This is a genomic window from Segatella paludivivens DSM 17968 = JCM 13650, assembly GCF_000373185.1.
Classification (GTDB): domain Bacteria; phylum Bacteroidota; class Bacteroidia; order Bacteroidales; family Bacteroidaceae; genus Prevotella; species Prevotella paludivivens.
This window is the reverse complement of the sequence record NZ_KB890682.1, coordinates 87181-111852: the sequence shown is the minus strand read 5'-3', so window position 1 is coordinate 111852 and position 24672 is coordinate 87181. Positions and strand designations below refer to the sequence as shown.

Genomic DNA, 24672 nt, shown 5'->3' with positions numbered 1-24672 from the left:
TTGGCATTACGAAAGTGAGAACTTATGCCTTGCTTAGTTTTGTATAAAACAGAAAACAGACATTTATTTATGTGGGGAATAAATCTTTATCAAGAATTCAACATACAACAATAGGTAGGAATAGCTATTAATAATATCAACCAAATCTGCGCAAAAAAGTTGGTACAATTCAACATTTTTTCCTAACTTTGCAAGAACTAAAAATAAAAAAATGACACTAGAAAACCAAAAAAAAATGAGCGTTTTAAAAATATTCTATATTATCGTTATTTGCAGTTTATCCCTAAGCGTATGCAGCTGTAAAACAGAGCGTCAAAAGGATATAGAAAAGCTTGTATTTCTATTGAATAATACCACAGAATTCGATACATCTCAAGCCATGTGGGATAATCGGCATCAAATGACTCCAGAGGGAATACATAAGGAAATATCATCTATTGATACAACTGAATTTATATCTTACAAAGGGGCAGTATTACAAACGAAGGATAAAAAAGAGTATTTCTGGGTTAGAGGCAAATATCAGGTCATGCTTGCAGTACTGTGCGATGAGGATCAACTTATTCAGTTTACTGATAAAAGATATTCTCCCAGACTCCGCTTTACAGCTTTTGTTGCATTAATGGTAACAAAAAGTAAAAGTCTGGAGAAAATACTACTTGAAAACTATCAAGACACTACAGCAATAAGCATGTTTAATATTGACGAACGGTCTTACTATTGTTTTGGTAGTGAGTTATTGTGTTATGCCCAACAGTATGCAAGCCATGACATTATTTCGAAACAGGACTCTATCCGTAATGACAGCCTTGCTTTGTTCACTCCTTCAACCGCTCAGTATGCTTTTACAAAAAATTTGTTATACAATATAACTCCAAAGCCATCGTATTATCAAAGAATCAAGGAACTCTATGAGAAACATCACATTAATCAAGCATTAAGAGCGATAGCTAGATATCGAAAGCCATCCGATAGAATACTGATTGAGCAGGGATTATGTGCCTATCAAAACTTAGATAAATCAAAGAAACCAGATTTTGAAGCTGATTACAGTGACATTACATACAATGCTCTGACGGCAGTAGAACTTTGGCCTGACAGGTTATTCCAACCTTATCTTCGCAGCATACGTGATTATGAACTACAATCCCATCGTCATAACCGTGAGGTGAGATTCGAGCAACTATTCAGTACTGTTCTTGCGTATCCTGATCCTTGGGCTTACCATTTTGTGAGTGAGACGTTACAACTTCCTATGCAAAAGAGAGACCAATATTATGAAGATGAAAATGCTTCTGACTATCTTGTAAATTGTTTTTATTGTAGTGGGGATGCCCCCTTAAAGCCAGAATATCGGGATCTGCTCAAGAAATACCCTCCTTACTATTCTTATGACCTAAATGAGCTCCTTGAACGTAAAGCAAAATAAATCAGTAACAGGTTTGGGGGGATATATCGTGATTTGCACGCTACTTATCATACTCGTCTTTCATCGGACAGCCAGAGTGGTAAAGAACCTAAATGGATATAACAGCTGCAAAGGTCGGATTTATTTAACAACAACTAGATAGTGTTGCACTACAAATATTTCCATTATAATTAAGATTATAATGGAAATATTTTGTCAATGATTGTAGATAATAACAACATATACTTATTTATATTGCTTCAATAAATATTTTTTAAGGTTATTATTTTTATATTTCATTTGTTTTTCATACTTTTGCCATTGGTTTTAAATTGAAATATAACAACGTCAATTTATTTTAGTTTAACACGAACATGACTTTTTAAAAGTCTATTCTAATAACCACTAAAAAAATATACGATAGGGTATTAATACTATCTGACTCATAATATATTTATGAGTAAATTAAAATCGTTTCGTTTTAACGGAACTTAATTATTTTTTAAAATGAAAAAGATAATAGTTTATATTTTCTTTATAGTTTTAGTGTTACATGCGATCTCTGTTGATGCACAGTCTGTTAGTGGCATTGTACTCGATGTAAAAGGAAAACCGATAGCATTCGCGACATTGGGCTTATATAATGTAAATGATACGAGCACCTTGTTGACTACAGGTTATACCAATTCGGATGGTGCATACAACGTTAATTATCTTCCTACGAAAAAGGATTCCTTAATTTTACAGGTTAGCTGTTTGGGATATACTTCCAAGCAGGTTGTATTTTCTAAGTCAACGAAAAATCTAGGCGTAATGCGTCTTAAAGAGGAAAATTATGTACTTGAAAATGTTGTCGTTACTTCTCATCGTCCTACTTATACCTATAAGGACGGCGTATTGAAAGCACGTGTGGAAAATCTGTCAAATAATAGTGCGGACAAGTTAATAGATGTACTAAAGAGAATGCCAGGTGTTGTTGCTACGGATAATAGCATTATGGTAAATGGAGCAAGTCCTGTAGTTATTATTAATGGTGTTAAGCAACATATTCCCATTTCTCAGCTTATAACTTATCTGTCAACGGTGCCAGCAACAAACACGGAGACGATAGCTATCAATACAAATCAATTAGCAGAAAACAAATTAGGATCTGAGGAAGTGACTATCAGTATAGAGTCAAAGAAAAAAGCTCTTGATAGTTACCAACTCACAAATTCTACGTATGGCCAGCTATTCAGAAAAAGTTCATTTAAGTATGGCAATTATACGGATGCTTTACTTAAGTATGGCAATCTATCAGGTAATGTTTCTTTTGGTCTCAACAACCGTTCTTTCTATAATCGATCTGAGGAAAATGACTATGATGGAAGTAAACTTTCTAGTGATAATAGACTAAAGAAGTTTGCTTATTTCGGCATTATGAATTTTACTTGGACTCCAAAGCCCATAAATGGTTCCATCAATATCTATTGTTCATATTATAGAGATGATGCTAAAAATAAGAAAAATGAAGAATATGCAGCATCGGGTATTGTAGATAAACAGGTAAACAGAAGCAATAAAGATGTGCCAGACCTGCTATCTTTGAATATAGAGTATGATAGCAGTGATTCATTAAGAAATCAGTTTAAGTTGGCTTATGGATTATTAAGCGGAAAGGATGATTTTTCAGAGAATTTCTGTAATAATTTGAATCTGACAGGATTCATGGGAAAGAAAATCAATGGACATCAGCATATTCTCGAGGGACAATATATGTATAAGATTCCAACATTGGAATTCAAAGTAGGTACGCAGGTATATCTTTCAAGATTAAAGGAAAATTATAGGGAAGATGTTTCGCTTTTATCAAACTATGATATCACAGAGAACCTGAATAGTTTCTATACTTCTTTGCAATGGAAATTTCTGCCAAAGGCTTCATTGTATATTGGTGCCAGATATGAGCATACCTATTATAAATATCTAGATGATGGTGATAAGGGTTCCGAAACATATGGTAATTTTGCACCATCTTTGGTTTTTAACTGGAAGGTTCAAAATAATTATGATACTTCTCTTAAATTTTCTTCGGAGAATATTCGTCCAGGATTTTATGATCTTTTGCCTGGAAAAACTATCGTCAGCGATAAGGAATATAGTCAAGGAAATATAACGTTGATGCCGGCTAAGAAGTATAAGTTCATATGGGAAAACCTGTTGTTTCATTATGTCAGTCTGAATGCAACCGTTATGTGGATCAAGGATTATTGGGGAACTTATTATGGCATAAATGAACAAGATATGAGATTCTCGACTAATGATAATATATCGGACTTTATTTCATATATTGGCAGTTTGTCAGTACCGTTTGCTTTTATGAACAATAAGATTCGTGGTTCTTTGAATCTTAGTGGAAGATATAATAAATTTTATAATTTCAAGGATGGAATCGACCAGTCTTATCTTTATGGCAGGAAGGCCTGGCATTCAAATGGAAATCTTTATGTCGGTTATGAGATTACGTCTCGATTCGGCTTCTATCTGAATCCATATTATGAGACAAAGACAAGACGTCTTCAGACGGTGAGTAAGGGCTGCAGCTCAATGAATCTAGGAATGCAATATAAATTATTGAAAGATAAATCTTTGGTACTTTCTCTTACGGCAGATGACATCTTTAATCAAGAACGTGAAAGTTCTAAGATATTCTATGGCGATAAGTCGGTAGCTAATTATGAATGGGCGTCTACACAGAATGTAATGCTCACGCTGTCGTATACGTTGAATCACAATGCTAAGTCTATAAAGATTAACAGAAATGCTAATGACACAGATCGTTTTACGAATAATAACTAAACCATTTGGAAGTAGTTAAGTGCTAATGACCGAAACTTATCATATTTTTAAATGTGTCGGCTCTTGTATCATTCCGTCTCCAAACGACCAATTCTGACTACCATCATTTTCTAGTAAGACAATGATGATATTATTTTTAGTTACTGTTGTAGAATCAGCGATTTGATTAGCGATTTCTTTATATAAAGCTCGTTTTTGAACTAATGTACGCCCTTGTCCTGCAATGATTTGAATATATACTATATCTGAGGTATGGTTTATCCCCAAATAAGTCTCAGGATATTTAATTTGTTGCGGTCCTAGTTCTTCTATGATGTGGAAATAATCATTTTCTGGAATATGAAATTCTTGCATTAAAGAATGGTGGACAGACTTAGATATTTTATCTTTTGTTTCTTGTGAAAACGCTTTAGGTAAACTTATTCTTACAAATGGCATAATATTATTTTTAAATATTGTTACTTTATTATAGACAAACTCTAATGAGTAATTTAGTCCACTTATCAGCACTGAATTTTACAGAAGATATCGAATCTTTTACGATGCTTCTCCTATGCATACAATCTGTGTTTCAAGAAAACAAAATCAATTAATTGTTATCCTATTAGATTGATTTACTCATCTTGCAAATATAGAAATAATATTGTATTGTTTATAGCATGACCCATCTACAATTAATGTTTTTTATTATATATATGGAAGAGAGTACTTGTTTAAAACACTTGTCTCATTGTGGTGTGATTAAATCTGTCCCCCACCCTCAAAAGGTACTTATTACGCTATTAGCAGTTGTTTGTATTATGCCGTTTAGAAGTAAACAACTTATAGGATATCTTCTAAGAATAAATGTTAGTTTCAATTGTCAAACCACAGAAGAATGTACAAAAAAATAAAAGTCTCATGCTTTGATTTATAAAGAATGTATAAAAAGATTGTTTACATTTATCTCGTAAAGAATATTTTGCTATCTTTGTAAGATATAATCTACATAAATGAATCATAAAACCACTTATATTATTATATTCTTACTAGTATTCTGCTCCATATCTGGGTTTGCTTCAAAACAAGATGAACAGAAAATTAACCATCAGAAAACTATTCTTCTTGGGGGAAATGTCTTTGACTCCTTTATCAGAAATCTTCCAGTAAAGGCAAAAGTGACCCTGATGAATGAAGACTCTTTGATTATTGACACAACTACATGCCGCATAAGAGATATTTATTCTAGCTATAGCTTTCATGTACCAGCAGTTGAAAAAAAGTATATAATAAAATGTTCGTCTCAAGGCTATGATGACACCTATTTCTCTTTTATCCTGAAACCTCATAAAGGACAAGACGGATATTTTGTCACGACCCATCGCATGAAGAAAGTTCTTTTGCTTAATGAAGTTACAGTAAAAGCAACAAGAATACAAGTAGCTTATCGGGGTGATACAATTGTTTACGACGCCTCAGCCTTCAATCTCCCAGATGGCTCAATGCTTGATGCGCTTGTCAGACAACTTCCGGGAGCCAAAATCAATGATCGGGGAGAAATATATGTCCATGGTGAAAAGATTGATTACTTGACACTAAATGGAAATGATTTCTTTAAAGGTAAGAATAAAGTTATTCTAGAAAACCTACCCTGTTTCACGATTAAAGACCTCAAAGTTTACCATAAGGACAAGCCTTTAGTTCAGCAAAATGGTATTGAACAAGGGAAAGACTACGTGATGGATGTACGCCTTAAAAAGAAATACGTCAACAGTTCTCTGGTCAATGGGGAAGCAGGAGCGGGCACTAAAGAAAGATGGAAAGCTCGCATTTTTGGTCTTATGATGGGTGACGAGACTCATATTGCAACTTTTGCCAATACTAACAATACGAATGAATACCGCAAGCCTGGAATGGATGGAAGTTGGGATCCTTCATCATCCCCCAAAGGAGTAAAGACGACAAAACAAGCAGGACTTACACTCGAAAAAAATATAGATGGATATCGTACACGCGAAAATCTTGACGTATTAGCAAAATGGGATGATGATAACATCAGAGAAATCGATCACAAAGAATCTTTTTCCTCAGAAGGCAATATCCTAAAAAACACAACTTCAACCACGCATAATAAAAACTTAGATTTATCTTTAACCCAGGTTTACGCTCATGAAGGGAAAATCAATTTCGGTACTGAATTCTTTCTTAACTATAGTAATCAAAAAAGATACGCAGAGAGTATAGATTCTCTTTTTCAGAACAGGTTTATTAATCTTCAAAATTATTATTCGAGCAACAATCACAAAATGTTCGATACAAGACTCCATGTAAATTTAGGTTTACTCTTACCTTGGAGGCACTACCTTAGTTTGGATCTAAACGGAACTTATAATACCAATAAGCCAGATAACAGTAGCACCAACCAGAGTATATATTATGCCGATCTATCAAAATATAAAATACTAGAATACTTTAACGATAATGCTAACCATCACTATTCATATTCAGCAGAATTAGGTTATAGCATACATCTACCAAAAGGCTGGTCATTCGGTCCGTCTCTCTCTTTTATCAATAGACAGGATAACAAGACGCAAAACTACTTTGCCAAAGATTCCTTAGATGATCATCTTGATACAAATAGTTACAATTATCATTCAACCGAACATAAATGGCAGGCAGCATTGGATGTTACTAAGAACATTAACAACTCAATATTCTCGCTAAAGATTCCTGTAGATTGGGCGAAAGAACAGATGTATTATCATCAGTCTTCACTCGACACTATTGCCAAACGCTCTAAAGTTTTATTTAATCCTAATCTGTGGTATAATCGTTTTGGAAAGAATAAACAAACGATCAGATATGACATGAATGTTGAGCAGCCTTCTTTTGATCTTCTCATGCCATATAAAAACAGTATTAATCCTCTATCTTTGGTCATTAATAATCCGAATTTAAAAAACAGAATAACTCACGATTTCCAAATGAGTACAAATATTCGTAATGATTCCATAGACCTTACTTGGTGGATAAAGGCAAATGCAAGCTGTATTCTTCACGAATGGGGCAATCATGTCAATTATGACACCACAACAGGTAGCTATACGTACAGAATGGATAATGTTTCAAAGCCTAATTGGCAAGCTAATATGGAAATGGGATTAGAGAAATACTTGGACCATAAAAAACGAATAAGTCTAGATATTGATGGCAACATTAAGTATGATCATAATGTTGATTTTGATATTGCATATAATAACACAACAGCCAATCTTAGTCTTGTGAAAACCATTCAAACAGGATTAAATGCAAAATTAAACTATCGCTACAAAACATTTTCAGCAGGTATCACAGGAAAGGCAACTGGTAGGTTCTCTAGAAGCGACCGAACAGATTTCACATCTATCAATGCCTATGACTATCAATATGGAGGCAAGTTGCAGTACACTATTCCTATCATCAAATTTACGATAGCGACAGATGCAACTATGTACAGCCGACGTGGTTATAACAGCAGCCTCATGAACACCAATGATTTCATATTGAATGCCCAAATAACACATCCTTTTGTCAAAGGCAGAATTATTGCAAAGCTGCAAACCTTTGACTTGCTTCATCAAATGAAGTCAACAAAGTATTCAGTCAATGCACAAGGAAGAACAGAAATACGGTATAATAATATACCAAGCTATCTAATGTTCTCATTATCTTTTAATCTCATAAAAGGAAAACAAAAATAATAGCTATCTTTGTAATCATAAAAACAAATAACACTTTAAAAATAATGACGTTCTAACTAAAAAAACTTATGTCTTGCTTAGTTTTTTGTGTTGCAGAACTGTATTATTAGTGTATGAAGCAGAAAACTGACATAGAAAGAATATTCCGAACACATTATGAGAAGATGTACAATCTTGCCAGATGCATTCTCTATGATGATGATGAATGCAAGGATGTTGTGAGTGATATATTCTCTAAAATCCTGACAGAACATATTGTGCTTTTACCAGAAAGTGAAGAATTCTACCTTATGCGTAGTGTGAAAAACAGATGTCTGAACATTATCTCTCACAAAAATACGAAGGAAAAGGTAGTGAAATTACTTATGGATGAAAGTGACAATTGTTTTTTGGACGATGACAATGAACTATTCGATCGTCTGATGCAAATCATTGACAATCTAAAACCTCCTATTCGTAAAATGATTCTTCAACTGCGTTATTCGCAGGAAATGTCATATCAAGAGATTGCGGAACATGAAGGGGTTAGTAAAGTCACAGTTTACAATCATCTTTCTCAAGCGATAGACTTTATTCGTAAACATTTAAAATAAGCAAGACTATGATTAATAAAACGATAGAAGAAAAAAACAAGATGCTCTTAGACATACAGGAACATCCTGATAGATATTCCGAAGAACAGCTCAAAGAGCTACTAGAGGACGAGGAAATAAAATCTTTAGTTCATGATAGTGCAATTATCAAACGGGCGATTATAAAGCAACATCCTCAAAAAGTAGATGTAGATGAAGCTTGGCAACAATTTTCACAGACACATTCTATGCACCAGCATAATTGGATTAAAATCGCAGCCTCGATAACGGGGATAGTCTTTCTTTCAGGAGTGGCTCTGGCTGCTGTTATTCAATTAGGAGTATTCCATTCTTCACAGAGTGTTAAGCCTACTATAAAACCGAATATAACAGAGCCTGTAAAGAGTAAGGTAATTACTAAAACAGAAAACGAAATCAAGAAGGATTCCACTGTTATGAAACCTGTTGTATTTGAAAATGCAGAGCTGGGAGATATTCTGTCCCAAATGGCAAACTTCTATCATGTGAAGGTTATCTATAAAAATGAAGAAACTAGTAAAATACGCTTATACTTCAATTGGGATAAGCAGCAGTCTTTAAATCATTGTCTTGAGATACTGAATGGTTTTGACCGTATCAATATCATCTATTCTGATAACACTATAACTGTAGAATAATGATGAGGAAAACTATTTTAATTCTATTATGCACATTGAGCATTCATCTTTCAGCCCAACGTGTTAGTTATCATTATAATAACACGCCTATATCAGCTATCCTTGCACAATTGAATAGTGAGCAACATAATTATACGATCAACTTTATTTATAATGAGTTGGAAGATTTCCATGTGACGGCAGACATTAAAAATAAAAGCATACCTGATGCCATCAGACAGATGATAGGATTCTATCCTATCAAAATGGCAACAATGGATGGAAATATTCTCCTTGTTGAGTGCACTCAGAAGGCTGGTCTACACTATAAAGGGCAAATCGTTGATGAGCATGGCGAAGCAGCTGAATTTGCAAACATCACTCTCTTATCACCAACAGATTCTACTATTATCGGTAATGGGGTAAGTAATGAGAATGGTTATTTCGTCATTCCGTGCGAATCACAGAAAGTAATAGCTCGTATCTCTTATGTAGGTTACAAAACTATCAACCAAACATTTACCCATCCAAATATTGGACTTATCAAACTTGCGCCTTCTCAAATGATGATAAAAGGAGTAGTTGTAAAAGGCCGCCTGATTACGCATTCAGCAGAAGGAGCAACTGTCAATATCGAGAAAAGTCCGTTGGCGAATATTGGTTATGCTTCAGATGTACTGAAACATCTACCATTTGTTATTCTGAAAAATAATGTTTACGAGGTTATAGGCAAAGGGACACCACTTATTTATATCAACAATAGATTAGTTAACGATAACATAGAGCTAAAGCAGCTTAATTCCTCTGAAATAAGGAATGTGAAAGTAATCGTTAACCCTGGCGCAGAATACGATGCTACTGTAAATTCTGTCATCCGGATATCTACAATCAAAACCAAAGGCGAAGGCTTTAGTGGCATTGCCGATGGGAATGTAAGTGCTGAGCGTGTATTGTCTCACGAAGCAGGCGGAACATTGAACTATCGAAAAAACAATCTGGATATTTTTGGATCTGCAAGATACTCTAGAAATATGTTACGAGCAAATCAAACAGGTGATACTCATTACGGAGATAGGCAAGACAGTGATAAACTTAAACTCAAAGGACGAAACTTCACACTGTTAACGACTTTAGGTACTAACTATCAATTGAATAGCCGCTCTTCGGTAGGATTACGCTATCAATACACTGACACCCCAAGTAATAACTTCAATTGTTTTGACGACTTGGAAGGACAGCACTTAGGTATCATAACTAATCGTGCCGCATCTAAAGACTATAGACAGCGAACATCTAAGCGCCACTACGTGAATGCTTATTTAGACTACGGGGTCAATGATGAAACCTATTTAAAACTTGATATGGACTATCTTAATGGAAGTAGCAATGATAAGCAGAACTATTACATTGCTACAAGTAATCTAGGTTCACGCAATAATGCTAAGAATCAACTCTATTCAGGAAGACTTATTTTAGCCTCTCCGTTATTAGGCGGAAATGTTAAGACTGGTATGGAAGCCTCATACACAAACAATAATAACAACTATGATGTAGTGGATGGTTCAACCTTGCAAAACGATCTCCATTCTACCATAAACAAAGCATATCAGCATCTTTATGCCGGATTCGCAGAATATGATCATCCATGGGGCGAGCATTGGAATGCGAGCATCGGATTGAGATATGAATACACTAACTTTAATTACTTTGTAGACGGTATAAAATCGTCAGAAGCCAGTAAGTCTTATGGGGGCTTTTTCCCTTCAGGATCTATTGCCTACAATAATGGAGATTTAGATATTTCTCTCGCATACCGATATACAACGCAACGCCCTTCTTACTTTCAACTACGCAATGCTGTAGCAATTAATAGTCCGTATTCATACGAAGGTGGAAATCCAGAGTTACAACCTAGCAAAACAAATATGCTTACGCTAACATTAGCATGGAAAGACCTCCAGTTTATTTCAACCTACGCAACAGTTAAAGATGGTATTTCATACATTTATGATCATTATGAGACCAATGATTCTATTTCGTTCTTTCAAACTCGCAATTTGGATAGACATTACATGAACTTTTCAGCCAACTACTCTCCTACACTATTCAAAATATGGAAACCAGCGTTGCAAGTGAATTTCACGAAACCATTTATTTCATACAACAATCAGAAATACAACAAGCCAAACTGGTATTTTGAAATGGATCATCTCATTGAACTCTCTAAATCTTTTAATGTGGGGTGTGAAATAGACTATACTACAGCTGGACATACTGATAACGATGTGATATATTACTTTGCAAACTCTTATGCTGAACTATACTGTATAAAAACCTTCTTAAATAACCGACTGCGATTCAACTTAAGTGTTACTAACATATTCAACACGAGTCGTGAGAAATGGCAAATTAACACGAATGAGATTATTAGTAATAAATGGAATGATAATGATAAGAGGACATTTAAACTTACTATTACTTACCGCTTTAATGAGTCGAAGAGCAAATATAAAGGAACAGCATCTACAGATGAATTGAAACGACTATAAACTATATCGATAAAGAATTATTAGCTTTTTACGTAAGCTAGTTAATATCTCGACTACTCTCTCTTAAGCAAAATAGAATTATTATTATCGGCACAAACTCTCTCGTTTAAACATTATGAAGGTCGAATACTCTCACTTGGGTATTCGACCCTTTGATTACATTGGCTTCTTACCTCAAAAAAAATAATCATAAGCCAAAGAAAACATTTCTTGGAACAGACAGTTTATCGTCAGCTAATAAACTGGACACTAATGATGAGGGGGCATATTAAATTTCTGTTTTAAAAGCTACAACAGCATTTCCTTTTATTCGTATTACATCAGGCTCACCATTCTTAAGACCTACATTAACTTCCATCGAGCCAAGTCTGTTAATGGTCTCCCCTTGCCGTGCTTTAAAACTATAACTGTCTCCTTTTGTATGTACTATGCCGTTCTTTACTAAGTAGCCACCTAAGGGTCCATTGGCATTTCCTGTCACAGGGTCTTCATTAATACCTATTGCAGGTGCAAACATACGTCCGTAAACCAATACGTCAGGCGTATCGGAATCAAATGTAAATACAAAATAACCATTACAATTTATTTTGGAACTTAATCGAGACAGCTCTCCCAAATCAGGTTTTAGATTATTAAGTTTGCTACGACTTTTGATACCAATCATCACCTTTGAATGACCTGTTGAAGCTATTTGTACAGGACAATTCAAATCAGCCTCATCCACAGAAATCCCTATAGCTTTATATATATCATTAACAACTTCTTTAGAAAGAGATTTACTTAAACTGAATTGTCCCTGAGTCATTACAATATGGTAGTCATCTTTTTCTTTTATCACTTCAAAAGGTAAAATACCAACTTCTGTTTTCATCCGCAAAACACAAGAATCCAAATTTTTCTCCTGTGCTAAGGCATACATTGCACCAATAGTAGCATGACCACAAATCGGGACTTCCTTTGTCGGTGTGAAATACCTTATAATTCCATCATAAGATGTATCATTTGAAGAAAAGATAAATGCTGTTTCAGAATTATTCAGTTCGCGAGCAATCATCTGCATCTCACGCTCACCTAGCCCATCAGCATTAATAACTACTCCAGCAGGATTCCCCTTTAATTTCTCAGTAGTAAATGCATCTACTTGATATACTATTAACTTTCTCATATATTCTGTTATTAAACTCAACTACAAATATACATATTGTAATTGATTAGAACAAGCAAATCGGTGTTTTTGTGGCATTTCGATCGGTGTTTTTGCGGTATTTCAACCGGCATTCTTGCGGTGAGATTAAGTATTGTATTTTGATGTAGGAGATATTAGATTTAAATGTTTATTAATGGCGTTAGTAAAACCTTACAGTCATATACTGAACTTTCGCAAGTGATTCATCACTTGCGAAACTTTAGTTAAGTATATCATCAAACGAAATATAAGTTACTATCTTTGATAATATTAAATTAAGATGATGCTTATTTGACTTAATTGTGAGATATTATTTTAGTTTTTGTACTAATAGGGCTATAAAATCAAAAAAAACATTTAAATTTGCGTTATGAATATTATGACTACATATAATGATCAATAATTAGGTTACTCTATAGAGATAAAACTTCAAGGCATTATATACAAGTTGATATTATTGCACAGGACATAATTTGGAATTGGTAAAATAATATATATTAAGGATATGAAATACTTTATTAAAAACATCAAAATAAATAAGTTGTTCCATTTGAATAACTTTGATATTAGTATTGATGATGAGGAGTACCCAAATCTTATTATAACCGGGAAAAATGGTAGTGGCAAAACGATCTTACTTAATGCTATTTCTGATTTCCTTGATAAAATAAAAGGGGATACGACGATGAATTTCTTATCTTATGGAGAACACGTTGAGAATAATGAACGTATATTAAAAAATCCGTCTCTTGATGATCAGTCAAAAAGAAGTTTAACTTCAGAATTGCAGATGTGGAAAGATCAATATAATTCATTTTATGGCAAAATTGATGTTGAATTTAATAATGTATCAGACATAATAGACAAGTATAATAAGGATGAATTTGTTATTGCATTTTATCAAGCTGATAGAAAGGTTAGGATGGATGAAAACAAGAATCCAACTAAACCTGCTATAAATAGGCGTGGTGGAGTAAAAGATACATCTACCAGCCAATTCTTGAATTTTCTGTCAGACTTAAAAATACAAGAGGCTCTGGCACGTAATGAGAATCAAATAAAAGATGCAAATAATATCCGTGCATGGTTTGACGAATTTGAGGTTCTTTTGCAGTCTATTTTTGAGGACAAAAACTTGAAACTCGAATTTAACTATAAGGATTATAGCTTTAGAATTAATACTGGAGGAAAAAGTTTTAAGTTTACCGAGATGTCTGATGGTTTTGCTGCAGTAATAGATGTTGTAGCAGATCTGATATTGAAGATGCAGAGTGAAAACTCATTGACACGGGCATATCAGAAAGAGGGTATCGTATTAATTGATGAAGTGGAGACTCACTTACATCTTGGATTGCAGAAACTAGTGATGCCTATGTTATCTAAGATTTTCCCTAATATACAGTTTATCATCACGACACATTCTCCATTTGTATTGAGTTCGATGAATAATGCTGTCGCTTTTGATCTGGAGCATCGCGAAAAGATTTCAGAATTGACTGAATATTCTTATGAATCATTGGCAGAAGGTTATTTCGGAGTAAAAACAACATCCAGCTATGCAAGAATGCAATTAGATAATCTGAAAGGATTATTAGAGAAAGAGACCTTAACAGAAGAAGAGAAAAAAACTGTAAAGTTGCTTAATGCAGGTTTTGAGAAAATACCGGAGATGATATCACCAATATTGGTAGGTGAATATCGTCAGTTGGTAACATTATATTCAGAAAAGATAACAGGACTTCAGTAATATGATTAAAGTATCAAAAAGTGAGGATGTTCCCGAGTCGCTATCAACGACTAAAGCATATGATGGTGAAGATGTTAAACGACAACTATTCAAAGACCAGAATTCTAAATGTTATCTTTGTGAACGCCATCTTACAACTGATTTTGAGATAGAACATTTCAAGAGTAAAGATAATTATTCACAATTGATTCAAGATTGGAATAATCTCTTATTGTCATGTCGCTATTGTAATGGTAAAAAACTAAACCATTTTGATAACTTATTGAATCCGCTGACTATGAATATTGAGGAGGAGATAAAACAAGAGGTTGATTTTACGAACACAAAAGCCAAGTTTACTTCTATCCATGATGAAACAGAAGCTGGTAAACAGCTAATAGAATTATTACAACGTTTGTTTAATGGTTCTAAAAATATAAGGACTCTAAAGGAAGAAAACTTCTTTAACTATTTTATTAGTAATATAAACAGATTTCAAGAGACTGTTAATAACTATCTTTTGAAGCCTACCCCACCAACAGAAAACGAAGTAAGAACAGCACTTGGTGTAGATAAAGAGTTCTTAGGATTTAAATATTGGATAATTAAGAGCAATTCTACTCTTAATAGCAGATTCTCTAAAGACATTGTTTGGAATAAATAAAAAAGGTTTCTATGCTGTGACTAAAGTTATAAGTATAAAAGATTTTTTTAGAAATGATGAAACAGATGAACTAACATGCGAATATGCATTATATTAGTATTTGCTTATTTCTTAGTTATCCATTTTAATGTACTTATATTTAAAATGGCAATTAATCAAATATACTGATTATGAATTAAAATCAAATAAAATATGAGAAGCCTTAATGAATTTGAAAAGGAAGTCGTTAAATATATGGTATTAAAAGACAAACCAGAACAAGAGCTTTTTATTTATAACTTGCTTTATAGGTTTTGTGGTGCATACTATATTGAGTGGAATGAAGAGATGACCGAAATAATAGTTATGTATTCTGTAGAGCAAAATTGGGAACAAATAAGACAAAAATTATTTGATTTCATCGTCTTAATTCAATATTTGGATGAAGAGAAATATATCGGTATATTTTCTTCGAATATAGGACAAAATGAAAGAAAGATATATGACCATAGTAAACATGAATTGGAAGGAGATAATATTAAGGAATATAAAATTTATAGGAAATTAGATAGAGTTTATTCTTTAATACCTACAAAATATACTCAATTGTTTTCTGGGATTGGCAAAGATATAAATAAATATGCATCATCATCGTACCATGTAACGCAAGCATTGATTGATTTTGCTAATCATAATTTTGAAACAAAGAGTGAAATACAATTTAGAAAAAATATGTGGGCAACTTGGGTTTCAATTATTATAGCGTTTATAATAGGTTTAGCAGGAATAATAATTAATTGTTTAAAGTAGAATTTTATAATTAATAGTTATGAGCAAAATAAAATTATATCAGGTCGATGCTTTTACAAGCACTTTGTTTTCGGGTAATCCGGCTGCTGTATGTGTGTTGGATTCTTGGCTAGATGATAAACTGATGCAGAGTATCAGTAGTGAGAATAATCTCGCAGAGACAGCTTTCTTAGTGCCTCGTGGTAAAGATTATGAGATAAGATGGTTCACTCCTTCTATCGAGGTTGACTTGTGCGGGCATGCTACTCTGGCATCTGCATTCGTGCTGTTTGATGTGCTGGGATATTCTGGAAGTGCTATTAAATTTTATTCTTTAAGAAGTGGACTGTTGACCGTGACAAAGAAAGATGACTTGCTGATGATGGATTTCCCAACTGATGATCTGGAATTGCTCGCTGAGGAACAGAACGCAAAGATAGAAGCTTGTATAGGATTGAAACCGATAGAGACATACAAGGGAAAAACAGATTTCATCACAGTGATAGAAAAAGAATCTGATTTAAGGAATTTGCAACCCGATTTGCATGAGGTATCAAAATTGAAGGGCAGAGGACTGGTGGTTACCGCAAAGGGCGATGATGTAGACTTCGTATCGCGATTCTTTGCACCTCAAACCGGAATACCTGAAGATCCTGTTACAGGTTCTTCGCATACTTCATTGCTGCCTTTATGGTCAAAGAAACTTGGAAAGACTTCGCTTGTAGCACGACAACTATCAAAGCGTGGGGGACAACTATTTTGCGAATTTAAAGGTGACCGGTGCTTAATAGGGGGCAACGCCAAATTATATCTTACGGGAGAAATCTATCTATAGAAGTTTTATTCTCTGTCATTCTCTCTAAACGCAGAGGGAGGAAGAGAATGATTTAATAATCGAGGAGTGTAATATTTAATAAATGATTATGAAACTGATTTATATATATCATAGTGGGTTCGACATAGTGGGTGATGACATAACAATCATCATGGATTATTAGAAAGAACCTAAAAATAGAATTTATCGATAATTCTATTACTTGCAGTTACGGCATTGAGGCAGGAAGCAAATTTATGCATTTCAGCGACTCTAACGAAAATCATTATTATACTTATGCGGGTATAGCTGTACATCGACTGAATGCAGAGAGTATGGCCGTAGCCCGTTGGGATATAGGGACATACCGCAATTATAGATGCAGGAATGCTCAATAATTAACTGGGGTTTACTCCAACATAGCACAATTAATAATTAAAAAGAATTACATACACTTCTGCAAGAGGAAGAGAATATTTGGTACAAAAAAAACTTGTAAATATTACTTACAAGTTTTATCTTTTCAGAATTAGTTTTTCTTTTCACGATAACCTTCCAGTGAACCGAATATTTATTAGGATCCTCCAAGTCGTAATCATGCTCTTCTACTGGTGGACGAACGAATTCAAAGTCAGTAAATAGCGTTTTTATATCGTTGATATCCACATAAAAATGCGGACTACTGAACCTTGGCAGATGTCAATGAGTTGCTCAGTGCTATCATTGGTCATAATCCGAAGTTCCATAAACGTTTAAGAGTGTATAATTTAAATGTCACATGATGAATGGATATTCACTTGCGAAAGTTCAGTCATATCTTTTCAAGAAGAAGGTTTGTATTGTTGCAAACAATTATTATCTTTGCGTCACTAACCGGTCATAGAAAAATGAAAAATATAAAAATGTTTGAAAAAACATACATAACATACATTTTATGGTTAAATCGTTTATAATCAGCATGTTTACTTATGTATGATATAGGCATATCATACATGTTTCATACATGAATCATACATGGTTTTTAAACGATTTCTACGACAAAACAGGGTACGTAGCTAATTTATATAATCTAAACAGCGATTTTTCAAAAACAAATTTATACAATTTTATTTACAATAGTCACATAATAAACTATCTGTTAAAACGTTACATCTGACAAATATGCTAATGAAGCAAACTAGGTTTGAGAGAATCTCCCACTCGCAAATCTGAGACGTCTGTTGCCTAACCAGGGATTTAAATTAAGAAGAATATCTGTTAGTCAGAAATACGAGGTTTTTCTAAATGAATATCCGACCAATCATCATGTGTAAAGGCTTTCAGTATAGGTTTTAAAGTAATGTATAGTGTTTTAGAAAGTATAATCAGAAATGTGTATAATAATAGGTCATGGGCAGCGCAACAGAAATAAAATCACGGTTTTCGTTACGCTATTGAGTAATAAGGCCCTTATCACTCGGCAAAGCATGTAGGATTACAGAGTAATAAGGGCCTTATTACTCTGTTTCATGTATGTTTTTAGACCATCATACATTAGCTAACAAATTGAATAACAAAACGTTATACAAAAACATGTAGGATATTGGATTTTTTTAATCCAAAAAAAAAAAAATTGCAACACAAAGAACATTGGAGATGTCAAAAACAGACGAAAAATATTTCGCAAGAGTAAGAAAGACAGGTAAAGTCGGCATGAAAGAAATCGCCTATATATGGGCCCATGAAGATTGAGGCCACAGACACAATAAGCCAAATATATTGCTATTAACAATAAAAATATTATCTTTGCAAGAAAAATGTATATTCTATCAAGCAAGGATTATACAATACATACATTTAACGTGTATAATAAGCCAAATACATTTGGATAATGAAACATAATAATTTTATTGCCACATTATTTCATTTGACCGTCCTACAGAAACGACGACAAAATAACGAGGAACTGCAACAAGAAGACGAATGAAAAGCAGCCATATACTACCCTTCCAATAATGCTCATCAAAAGCAGCAAAAAGTATGTAGGTAACCATTCGATTGAAGTCAAGTGGAAATAAGCAACATTCTTCAAAGATTTTATTCTACGGTTGAGCATTGATTTTCTACGGTTCAAGCATTTCATCGTTGCATATATAGGAAAATAAAGACATATTTGCACCTGATAAAAAAAAATCAAGATATGGATGGGGGTATTTCTATATATTTTTGTCTTATTAAAAAATAGAAATGTAAATGAAGAGATTATTAGAAGTAATAGTACTATTTCTCATCAGTGATATTCGAATTTTCATAGGAGAGAACGATTCTATCCAGAGCACTATTAAAATGTTTCGGTTAAGTTTTTCTGTCCATCAACTCCGTACAGGCACGTCTCCCCCATTGGGCGTTGTCAAGAGTCATAGCGTTGACGAAGTCTAACTGATGCCACACATCAACTTCAGCAAATAAGTCAAATTAACAATAATAACAAAAACGAACAAAACAATCAGCACATCCATGCTCATCATGGCTTTTGTAATGATTTTAACAGAGAGATTACAACATGTTTAATAGATTAATAATCAGCACACTTCTATTTTCTTTAGAGAAGTATGGCGAAAGAAATGCATTCTGCATTGACGGAGAATACTATAGCTATGCCCGTTTGAAAAGAAGAATCGCGGCAGTGAGAAAAGTATTGCATAATGTAAGTGATGAAAATATTGGTTTGGTAGCTAACGATGACTTGGATACTTATGCATCTATCCTGGCCGTATGGATGGAGGGTAAATGCTACGTTCCACTGCATCCCGACCAACCTTTAGACAGATGCATGGATATCATTAGTCAGGTGAAAATAACAACAATTCTTGACTCGTCGGATAGTACCAGATACAACTATAACAACGTTATTAAAACGTCAGCACTAAACGATGAAAAAGAACTGGTATCTCCCCAAAAACAAAAGGACAGCGGTTTAGCTTATATACTGTTCACATCAGGTAGCACCGGAAGACCAAAAGGTGTACCTATAAGTCGTGGTAACGTAGCAGCATTCGTTGACTCGGTGGAAAAACTAGGGATTACACTGAAACCAGAAGACCGATGCCTACAGATGTTTGACCTTACGTTCGACCTTTCGGTACAATCGTATCTTCTACCCCTCCTTGCTGGAGCCTGTGTTTACACCGTGAGCTATAAGGAAATAAAATATCAAGCAGTGTTCGCTTTGTTTGATGAATACCATCTCACCGCGGCTCTTATGGTGCCGTCGGTGATACATTGTCTAAGGCCATATATGAAGGAAATTAGCATTCCCGAGATGCGATATTCACTATTCTGCGGAGAAGCTCTAAATATAGATGACGCCAAGGCATGGTATGAATGTGTACCTAATGCGAGCGTATGGAATATGTACGGACCGACGGAGTGCACCATTTATTGCACAGCTTATCAAATGCGCGTCTTCTGCGCCGATAAGCAGATTAACGGTAACGTATGCATCGGCAAGGCTATGCCTGGAGTTAAGACCATGGTAATAGATGACGAGGGCATTCCATGTGCTGCTGGCATCAAAGGCGAACTTTGTCTTGCAGGAGCACAACTCACATCAGGATATTGGAACGACGAGAAAAAGAACAATGAGGCTTTTTTTGTGGCTGACGATGGTACAAGATACTATCGCACTGGCGACATCTGTGCCAACGATACTACAGGCGACATAGAATATTACGGAAGAAAAGACTCGCAAGTGAAAGTAAATGGCTACAGAGTGGAACTAAGCGAAATAGAATGTGTGGCAAGAAAGTATTATGGCGGAAAAATGGCTGTAGTTGCTATTGTCACAGATAATGGCTCAGGCAATACTATAAAGATGGCAGTAGAACAAGCTGAAGACAATAATGGATTTGAATTGAAGAGTTTTTTGCAATCCAAATTGCCCCCATACATGATTCCGCGTGAGATACATTTTCTGAAGAAGTTTCCACAAAATACAAATAATAAAATAGATAGAAAACAAATAAAAGAATTAATAGGATGACTAGAGAAGAAGCACTTGAAGCACTCCGCAGCATATTTGCCGAGGTGCTTGACGAAAAAGACATTGAACTTGATTACCAAATGACCGCCAACGATGTAGACCGATGGGATTCGATAACAAACATGACTATTATCAGTGAGATAGAAAGCAAATTCAATATCAAACTGAAGCTTAGAGAGATCATAAAACAGAAGAACGTGGGCACACTGTGCGACACAATAGTTTCTAAAAGTAAATAAACGATAGCAAATGGAATTTCTCTCAATACCATTCGCTGTATTTATTCTGGTGGTCTTCGCACTATATTATGCGAGAGCCAACCGGCGGTGGCAGCACTTCCTACTGTTTGCTGCCAGTTTGGTGTTTATAGGCTATTACCATATAGTGTATTTGGCTTATGCTATAGGCATCGCTTTATTCACTTTCGAAGCAGGAAAGCTTCTGCATAAAAACATTGAAAGCAAATGGCGCGCATGGATATTTACCACATCTATCGTCATACTGGTGGGCATTTGGCTCACGGCACGATATGCGTCACCACTATTTCCACTGGGAATATCGTTCTATACCTTTCAGGCTTTGTCGTATCTGATAGAAATCAACTGGGAAGAAGAACCAGAAGACGACCTCATGGACTTCATGCTATACATGCTGCTCTTTATGAAATTCCTATCAGGTCCTATAGAGCGAGCTTACGACATGCTGCCGCAACTCAAAGAAAAGCATTCATTCGACTACGATAATGTCACAGCTGGACTGAAACTCGTGGCATGGGGAGCTTTCATGAAGTTGGTGATAGCCGACCGCATAGCACCGTCGATGAACATGGTGCTCGATGATGTGCATTTGGCGACTAGCGCTCAGATGTTACAAGCCACGCTCCTGTATCCTATCCAACTATATGCCGATTTTGCGGGATACACCAATATGGCACTTGGATTAGGTGCGATGTTCGGTTTCCGGTTGTCACCGAACTTCGATCGACCGTTCATCTCGCTTTCCACAGGCGAGCTATGGCGCAGATGGCATCAGTCGCTGTCATTCTGGTGCCGTGATTATATTTTCACGCCCGTTTCAGCCGAAGTGAGACGATGGAAGAAATGGGGTATCTATTTTGCCCTGCTCGTTACCTTCGTCACTATTGGCGTATGGCATGGGGCTGGATGGACTTTCGCCCTTTACGGACTATTTCAGGGACTCGTCATCATTTATGAGACCGCAACAAAGACCGGACATGAACGTTTTAGAGCGAAAGTAGGTGATCGTATCTATCGTCCACTAATGATGATCCGCACCTATCTGCTCTTTGCCGTGTCGCTACTCTTTTTTCGTGTGTCCAATGTGTCGGATGTATTGTACGTTTATCAGCATCTGCTGAATTTCAACATTAATGATGGAAAGGAACTTCGCCTCGGTCTGAATGACAATCAGTGGATAGCTTTTGGAATAGCCGTAGTGGTAATGTTCGTAATGGAATTCATTAATTCGCATAAGGATATCATCAAGTGGACAACAACTAAAAAGGCATACATACGCTGGACACTATATTTCGTGCTAGTTATGCTTATTTTCTTTTACGGAAATTTTGGTGTTGAGAATTTTATTTATATTCAGTTCTAAATTTATATGAAACATAAGATATTTATATTCTATCTGAAGTGTGTGCTCATTCCATTGCCCTTCATAGCACTGTTGATTTTTTATATTATGAGTGATCCGTTTATGGTAATTCGAAAATATTCAGATTATGATGCACCAGAGGTAGCCCAAAGCGAAGGCGTTATTTCATGGAACAAATACAAAGCTAATGAGAAATCAATGCACTTTGATTCGTTTCTTATGGGCACATCATGCACTAAAGCTTTCCACATCAATGAATGGTCTAAATATACAGGTGGCAAGGGCTTTCGCATGTTTAGCAATAATGAAGGAGCAGGCGATTTGTTGCTCAAGATGCAGGCTCTTGATTCTGAAAAAGGTCAGAAAATAAAAAATGTGCTCATTGTAGCGGATAAGCAATTCTTTGAAGAAAACCATCCCCAACCAGGCATCATGCATTCCATGCCTCCAGAGGTAACAGGACAGAGTGAAATTACATATCAGATGGATTATTTCCAGGGATTCTGTACGCCTATGTTTCTCATTCCGTATCTTAGATATAGGATTTTCCATGAATATGACGATAAAACAATGAACGGTATCATCAACAACGACGGACGGATACGGAATTCAATAACAAATGATGCCGTATTATGTCAGGATGCTGCCATTAAAAAAAGTGGGGAGAAATATTGGAAAAATCAGTCATGGCCTAAAGAACATTATACAGCGTTTACATATGCTCCGACTATAAAGACAGAAAGTATCTCGTGCTTAATGCAAATAAGAAGTATTTGTCAACGCCATGGAGCGAATGTAAAAATTGCTATCGGTCCAACGTTCAATGCCAAACAGATGAATCCTAAAGATATCGTGACATTAAAAAAGATATTTGGTGATAAAAATGTCGTTAACTTTTCAGATAATTTTCACTCTAAATTTCGCAATTACCATTATTTTTATGATAAAGCGCATTATCGGGATGTGGTGGCCAATGCTATTATGAAAGAGTTGTATGCACAAAAATAAAAGATCGAAATGAAAAAAAATCATTTTATCTATATATCAATCTTATGTTTCATCATCTTCATCAACCGAGTCTTTTTCTATTCTATCGGCTATGTATGAGCCAATGAAGGCTGAAGGCACAGATATCGCTAACCAGATAACGTAAGCACCCGAAAATATCATGAAAAATGAGTATAATTCAAATAACAATAAAGCATAAAATGACGCAGAGATTATGGATAATGCTGTTATCCACCATTTATTGCCATGATAGAAATACAATCCAACTAACGTGGAGAGTATTGCCACCACTGACACGATAGCACAAGATATAAAGATGTTATCGCCTAAAGAAAAAATCGCAAGAATTTGCAAAGACCAAATAATTGCAATTATTACAATGGTTATTGTATATAAGGAAATGTGTCGTATCATTATCTGTCATTTAAACTTGTAAAAATATAAGAATTGTTATTTACCTTTACCTCTATTTTTCTCTTATCAAAATAAAGTATTATCTTTTCAGGTAACTTCTCTGTCTTTGGAATTGAATAAATATAATTATTATCAATAACACTAAAGCCACGACCATCTACGGTCACTAGTTCTTTTATTAAACTTGTTATATTACTAGTCGTTGTTACATTGTCAGAAACACTATCATTGTGCAAATAGTTAACGTTATCAACACCACGGAATAGAGATGTGATGTTTTGATTTACATCATTAACAATCTTAATTTTCTTAATGTCATCAATAGCAGTTCCTTCTACATGAGGTCCTAAACAAGGATGACCCAAACTCAAACTTACGACTTTATTACACTGTTCTATATCAAAACTCAATATATAATATAAGCTGTCGTGTGATAATTCGTCAGCCTCAAATCGTTGCATCTTAGCATTTACTATACGATAGTTTTTATAGTTAACTGTATACACATCCATACACACCCCACTCGTTACAAGGATGAATAGAATTAAGGTAATGCTAAAGAATATTATTGTTTTTATCTTCATATATTAGTATTATGGTTTATAATAGTTTTTATGGTGTGGTTAATAATAATGCAAAAGTAATATATTTATTTTGAAAAAGCAACATTTTAATCTTTATCATTGTCTTTTTCCAAACTAGTTCC

General features: G+C 34.8%; 18 protein-coding genes. 14 read left to right on the top strand and 4 right to left on the bottom strand.

Translation table 11 applies throughout. The annotated features are described in order from the left end of the window. Positions 1-235 precede the first annotated feature (235 nt). Positions 236-1429: a hypothetical protein gene (locus B045_RS0112095; protein ID WP_154650169.1), complete on the top strand. Its 1194-nt coding sequence runs from the start codon at positions 236-238 to the stop codon at positions 1427-1429. A gap of 486 nt (positions 1430-1915) precedes the next feature. Beyond that, positions 1916-4246, top strand: coding sequence for an outer membrane beta-barrel protein (locus B045_RS0112090; RefSeq protein ID WP_018464520.1), 2331 nt, complete (start codon positions 1916-1918; stop codon positions 4244-4246). A gap of 39 nt (positions 4247-4285) precedes the next feature. Here B045_RS0112090 and B045_RS0112085 read toward each other — a convergent pair whose 3' ends face one another. Next, positions 4286-4684, bottom strand: coding sequence for a tautomerase family protein (locus tag B045_RS0112085; protein WP_018464519.1), 399 nt, complete (start codon positions 4682-4684; stop codon positions 4286-4288). Positions 4685-5238: 554 nt separating this feature from the next. On the opposite strand from B045_RS0112085, the gene B045_RS0112080 reads away from it, so the two are divergent. The 4 genes from B045_RS0112080 (at position 5239) to B045_RS0112065 (ending at position 11745) form a co-directional block, all read left to right on the top strand. Continuing rightward, entirely contained in the window at positions 5239-7968 is a 2730-nt protein-coding gene (locus tag B045_RS0112080; RefSeq protein ID WP_018464518.1) for an outer membrane beta-barrel protein, read from the top strand. A gap of 113 nt (positions 7969-8081) precedes the next feature. Further along, positions 8082-8561, top strand: coding sequence for a sigma-70 family RNA polymerase sigma factor (locus B045_RS0112075; RefSeq protein ID WP_018464517.1), 480 nt, complete (start codon positions 8082-8084; stop codon positions 8559-8561). Between the two features lie 8 nt (positions 8562-8569). Then, positions 8570-9217, top strand: coding sequence for a DUF4974 domain-containing protein (locus B045_RS0112070; RefSeq protein WP_018464516.1), 648 nt, complete (start codon positions 8570-8572; stop codon positions 9215-9217). Continuing rightward, positions 9217-11745 (top strand): outer membrane beta-barrel family protein, encoded by a 2529-nt coding sequence (locus B045_RS0112065; protein ID WP_081618637.1) that lies wholly within the window; start codon positions 9217-9219, stop codon positions 11743-11745. The genes B045_RS0112070 and B045_RS0112065 overlap by 1 nt, the downstream gene beginning before the upstream one ends. A gap of 268 nt (positions 11746-12013) precedes the next feature. Here B045_RS0112065 and B045_RS0112060 read toward each other — a convergent pair whose 3' ends face one another. Beyond that, positions 12014-12910 (bottom strand): PhzF family isomerase, encoded by an 897-nt coding sequence (locus B045_RS0112060; protein WP_018464514.1) that lies wholly within the window; start codon positions 12908-12910, stop codon positions 12014-12016. A 526-nt stretch (positions 12911-13436) separates the two neighbouring features. On the opposite strand from B045_RS0112060, the gene B045_RS0112055 reads away from it, so the two are divergent. From B045_RS0112055 to B045_RS0112040, 4 genes are all read left to right on the top strand, one after another. Further along, on the top strand, positions 13437-14678 hold the full coding sequence (locus B045_RS0112055) for an AAA family ATPase (protein ID WP_018464513.1): 1242 nt from the start codon (positions 13437-13439) through the stop codon (positions 14676-14678). Between the two features lies 1 nt (position 14679). Next, a complete protein-coding gene (locus B045_RS0112050) occupies positions 14680-15321 on the top strand; it encodes an HNH endonuclease (protein WP_018464512.1) in 642 nt (213 codons plus the stop codon). A gap of 192 nt (positions 15322-15513) precedes the next feature. Next, positions 15514-16110, top strand: a complete 597-nt coding sequence (locus B045_RS0112045; protein ID WP_018464511.1) for a hypothetical protein — start codon at positions 15514-15516, stop codon at positions 16108-16110. Positions 16111-16129: 19 nt separating this feature from the next. Next, positions 16130-16924: a PhzF family phenazine biosynthesis protein gene (locus B045_RS0112040; protein WP_018464510.1), complete on the top strand. Its 795-nt coding sequence runs from the start codon at positions 16130-16132 to the stop codon at positions 16922-16924. A gap of 1865 nt (positions 16925-18789) precedes the next feature. On the opposite strand, the gene B045_RS15365 is transcribed toward B045_RS0112040, so the two are convergent. Beyond that, positions 18790-18936, bottom strand: coding sequence for a hypothetical protein (locus B045_RS15365; protein ID WP_018464508.1), 147 nt, complete (start codon positions 18934-18936; stop codon positions 18790-18792). Positions 18937-19445: 509 nt separating this feature from the next. Between B045_RS15365 and B045_RS0112025 the strand changes: the two genes are divergently transcribed. From B045_RS0112025 to B045_RS0112010, 4 genes are all read left to right on the top strand, one after another. Beyond that, on the top strand, positions 19446-20924 hold the full coding sequence (locus B045_RS0112025; protein ID WP_018464507.1) for an amino acid adenylation domain-containing protein: 1479 nt from the start codon (positions 19446-19448) through the stop codon (positions 20922-20924). After that, positions 20921-21163 (top strand): acyl carrier protein, encoded by a 243-nt coding sequence (locus B045_RS0112020; RefSeq protein ID WP_018464506.1) that lies wholly within the window; start codon positions 20921-20923, stop codon positions 21161-21163. The genes B045_RS0112025 and B045_RS0112020 overlap by 4 nt, the downstream gene beginning before the upstream one ends. Positions 21164-21173: 10 nt before the next feature. Further along, the gene (locus B045_RS0112015) at positions 21174-22544 is read left to right on the top strand and encodes an MBOAT family O-acyltransferase (protein WP_018464505.1); all 1371 of its coding nucleotides are present in this window, start codon (positions 21174-21176) and stop codon (positions 22542-22544) included. Between the two features lie 87 nt (positions 22545-22631). Next, positions 22632-23552 (top strand): hypothetical protein, encoded by a 921-nt coding sequence (locus tag B045_RS0112010; protein WP_018464504.1) that lies wholly within the window; start codon positions 22632-22634, stop codon positions 23550-23552. Between the two features lie 413 nt (positions 23553-23965). Here the strand turns inward: B045_RS0112010 and B045_RS0112000 are convergent, their stop codons facing one another. Continuing rightward, positions 23966-24550, bottom strand: a complete 585-nt coding sequence (locus tag B045_RS0112000; RefSeq protein WP_154650168.1) for a hypothetical protein — start codon at positions 24548-24550, stop codon at positions 23966-23968. Positions 24551-24672 lie beyond the last annotated feature (122 nt).

Excerpts from the sequence above, each read along its gene's own strand:
- B045_RS0112000 (WP_154650168.1), bottom strand. The coding sequence starts at position 24,550 with ATGAAGATAAAAACAATAATATTCTTTAGCATTACCTTAATTCTATTC.
- B045_RS0112025 (WP_018464507.1), top strand. The coding sequence starts at position 19,446 with ATGTTTAATAGATTAATAATCAGCACACTTCTATTTTCTTTAGAGAAG.
- B045_RS0112050 (WP_018464512.1), top strand. The coding sequence starts at position 14,680 with ATGATTAAAGTATCAAAAAGTGAGGATGTTCCCGAGTCGCTATCAACG.
- B045_RS15365 (WP_018464508.1), bottom strand. The coding sequence starts at position 18,936 with ATGGTTACCTACATACTTTTTGCTGCTTTTGATGAGCATTATTGGAAG.
- B045_RS0112020 (WP_018464506.1), top strand. The coding sequence starts at position 20,921 with ATGACTAGAGAAGAAGCACTTGAAGCACTCCGCAGCATATTTGCCGAG.
- B045_RS0112060 (WP_018464514.1), bottom strand. The coding sequence starts at position 12,910 with ATGAGAAAGTTAATAGTATATCAAGTAGATGCATTTACTACTGAGAAA.
- B045_RS0112075 (WP_018464517.1), top strand. The coding sequence starts at position 8,082 with ATGAAGCAGAAAACTGACATAGAAAGAATATTCCGAACACATTATGAG.
- B045_RS0112090 (WP_018464520.1), top strand. The coding sequence starts at position 1,916 with ATGAAAAAGATAATAGTTTATATTTTCTTTATAGTTTTAGTGTTACAT.
- B045_RS0112010 (WP_018464504.1), top strand. The coding sequence starts at position 22,632 with ATGAGTGATCCGTTTATGGTAATTCGAAAATATTCAGATTATGATGCA.
- B045_RS0112055 (WP_018464513.1), top strand. The coding sequence starts at position 13,437 with ATGAAATACTTTATTAAAAACATCAAAATAAATAAGTTGTTCCATTTG.
- B045_RS0112015 (WP_018464505.1), top strand. The coding sequence starts at position 21,174 with ATGGAATTTCTCTCAATACCATTCGCTGTATTTATTCTGGTGGTCTTC.
- B045_RS0112045 (WP_018464511.1), top strand. The coding sequence starts at position 15,514 with ATGAGAAGCCTTAATGAATTTGAAAAGGAAGTCGTTAAATATATGGTA.
- B045_RS0112040 (WP_018464510.1), top strand. The coding sequence starts at position 16,130 with ATGAGCAAAATAAAATTATATCAGGTCGATGCTTTTACAAGCACTTTG.
- B045_RS0112085 (WP_018464519.1), bottom strand. The coding sequence starts at position 4,684 with ATGCCATTTGTAAGAATAAGTTTACCTAAAGCGTTTTCACAAGAAACA.
- B045_RS0112070 (WP_018464516.1), top strand. The coding sequence starts at position 8,570 with ATGATTAATAAAACGATAGAAGAAAAAAACAAGATGCTCTTAGACATA.
- B045_RS0112080 (WP_018464518.1), top strand. The coding sequence starts at position 5,239 with ATGAATCATAAAACCACTTATATTATTATATTCTTACTAGTATTCTGC.
- B045_RS0112095 (WP_154650169.1), top strand. The coding sequence starts at position 236 with ATGAGCGTTTTAAAAATATTCTATATTATCGTTATTTGCAGTTTATCC.
- B045_RS0112065 (WP_081618637.1), top strand. The coding sequence starts at position 9,217 with ATGATGAGGAAAACTATTTTAATTCTATTATGCACATTGAGCATTCAT.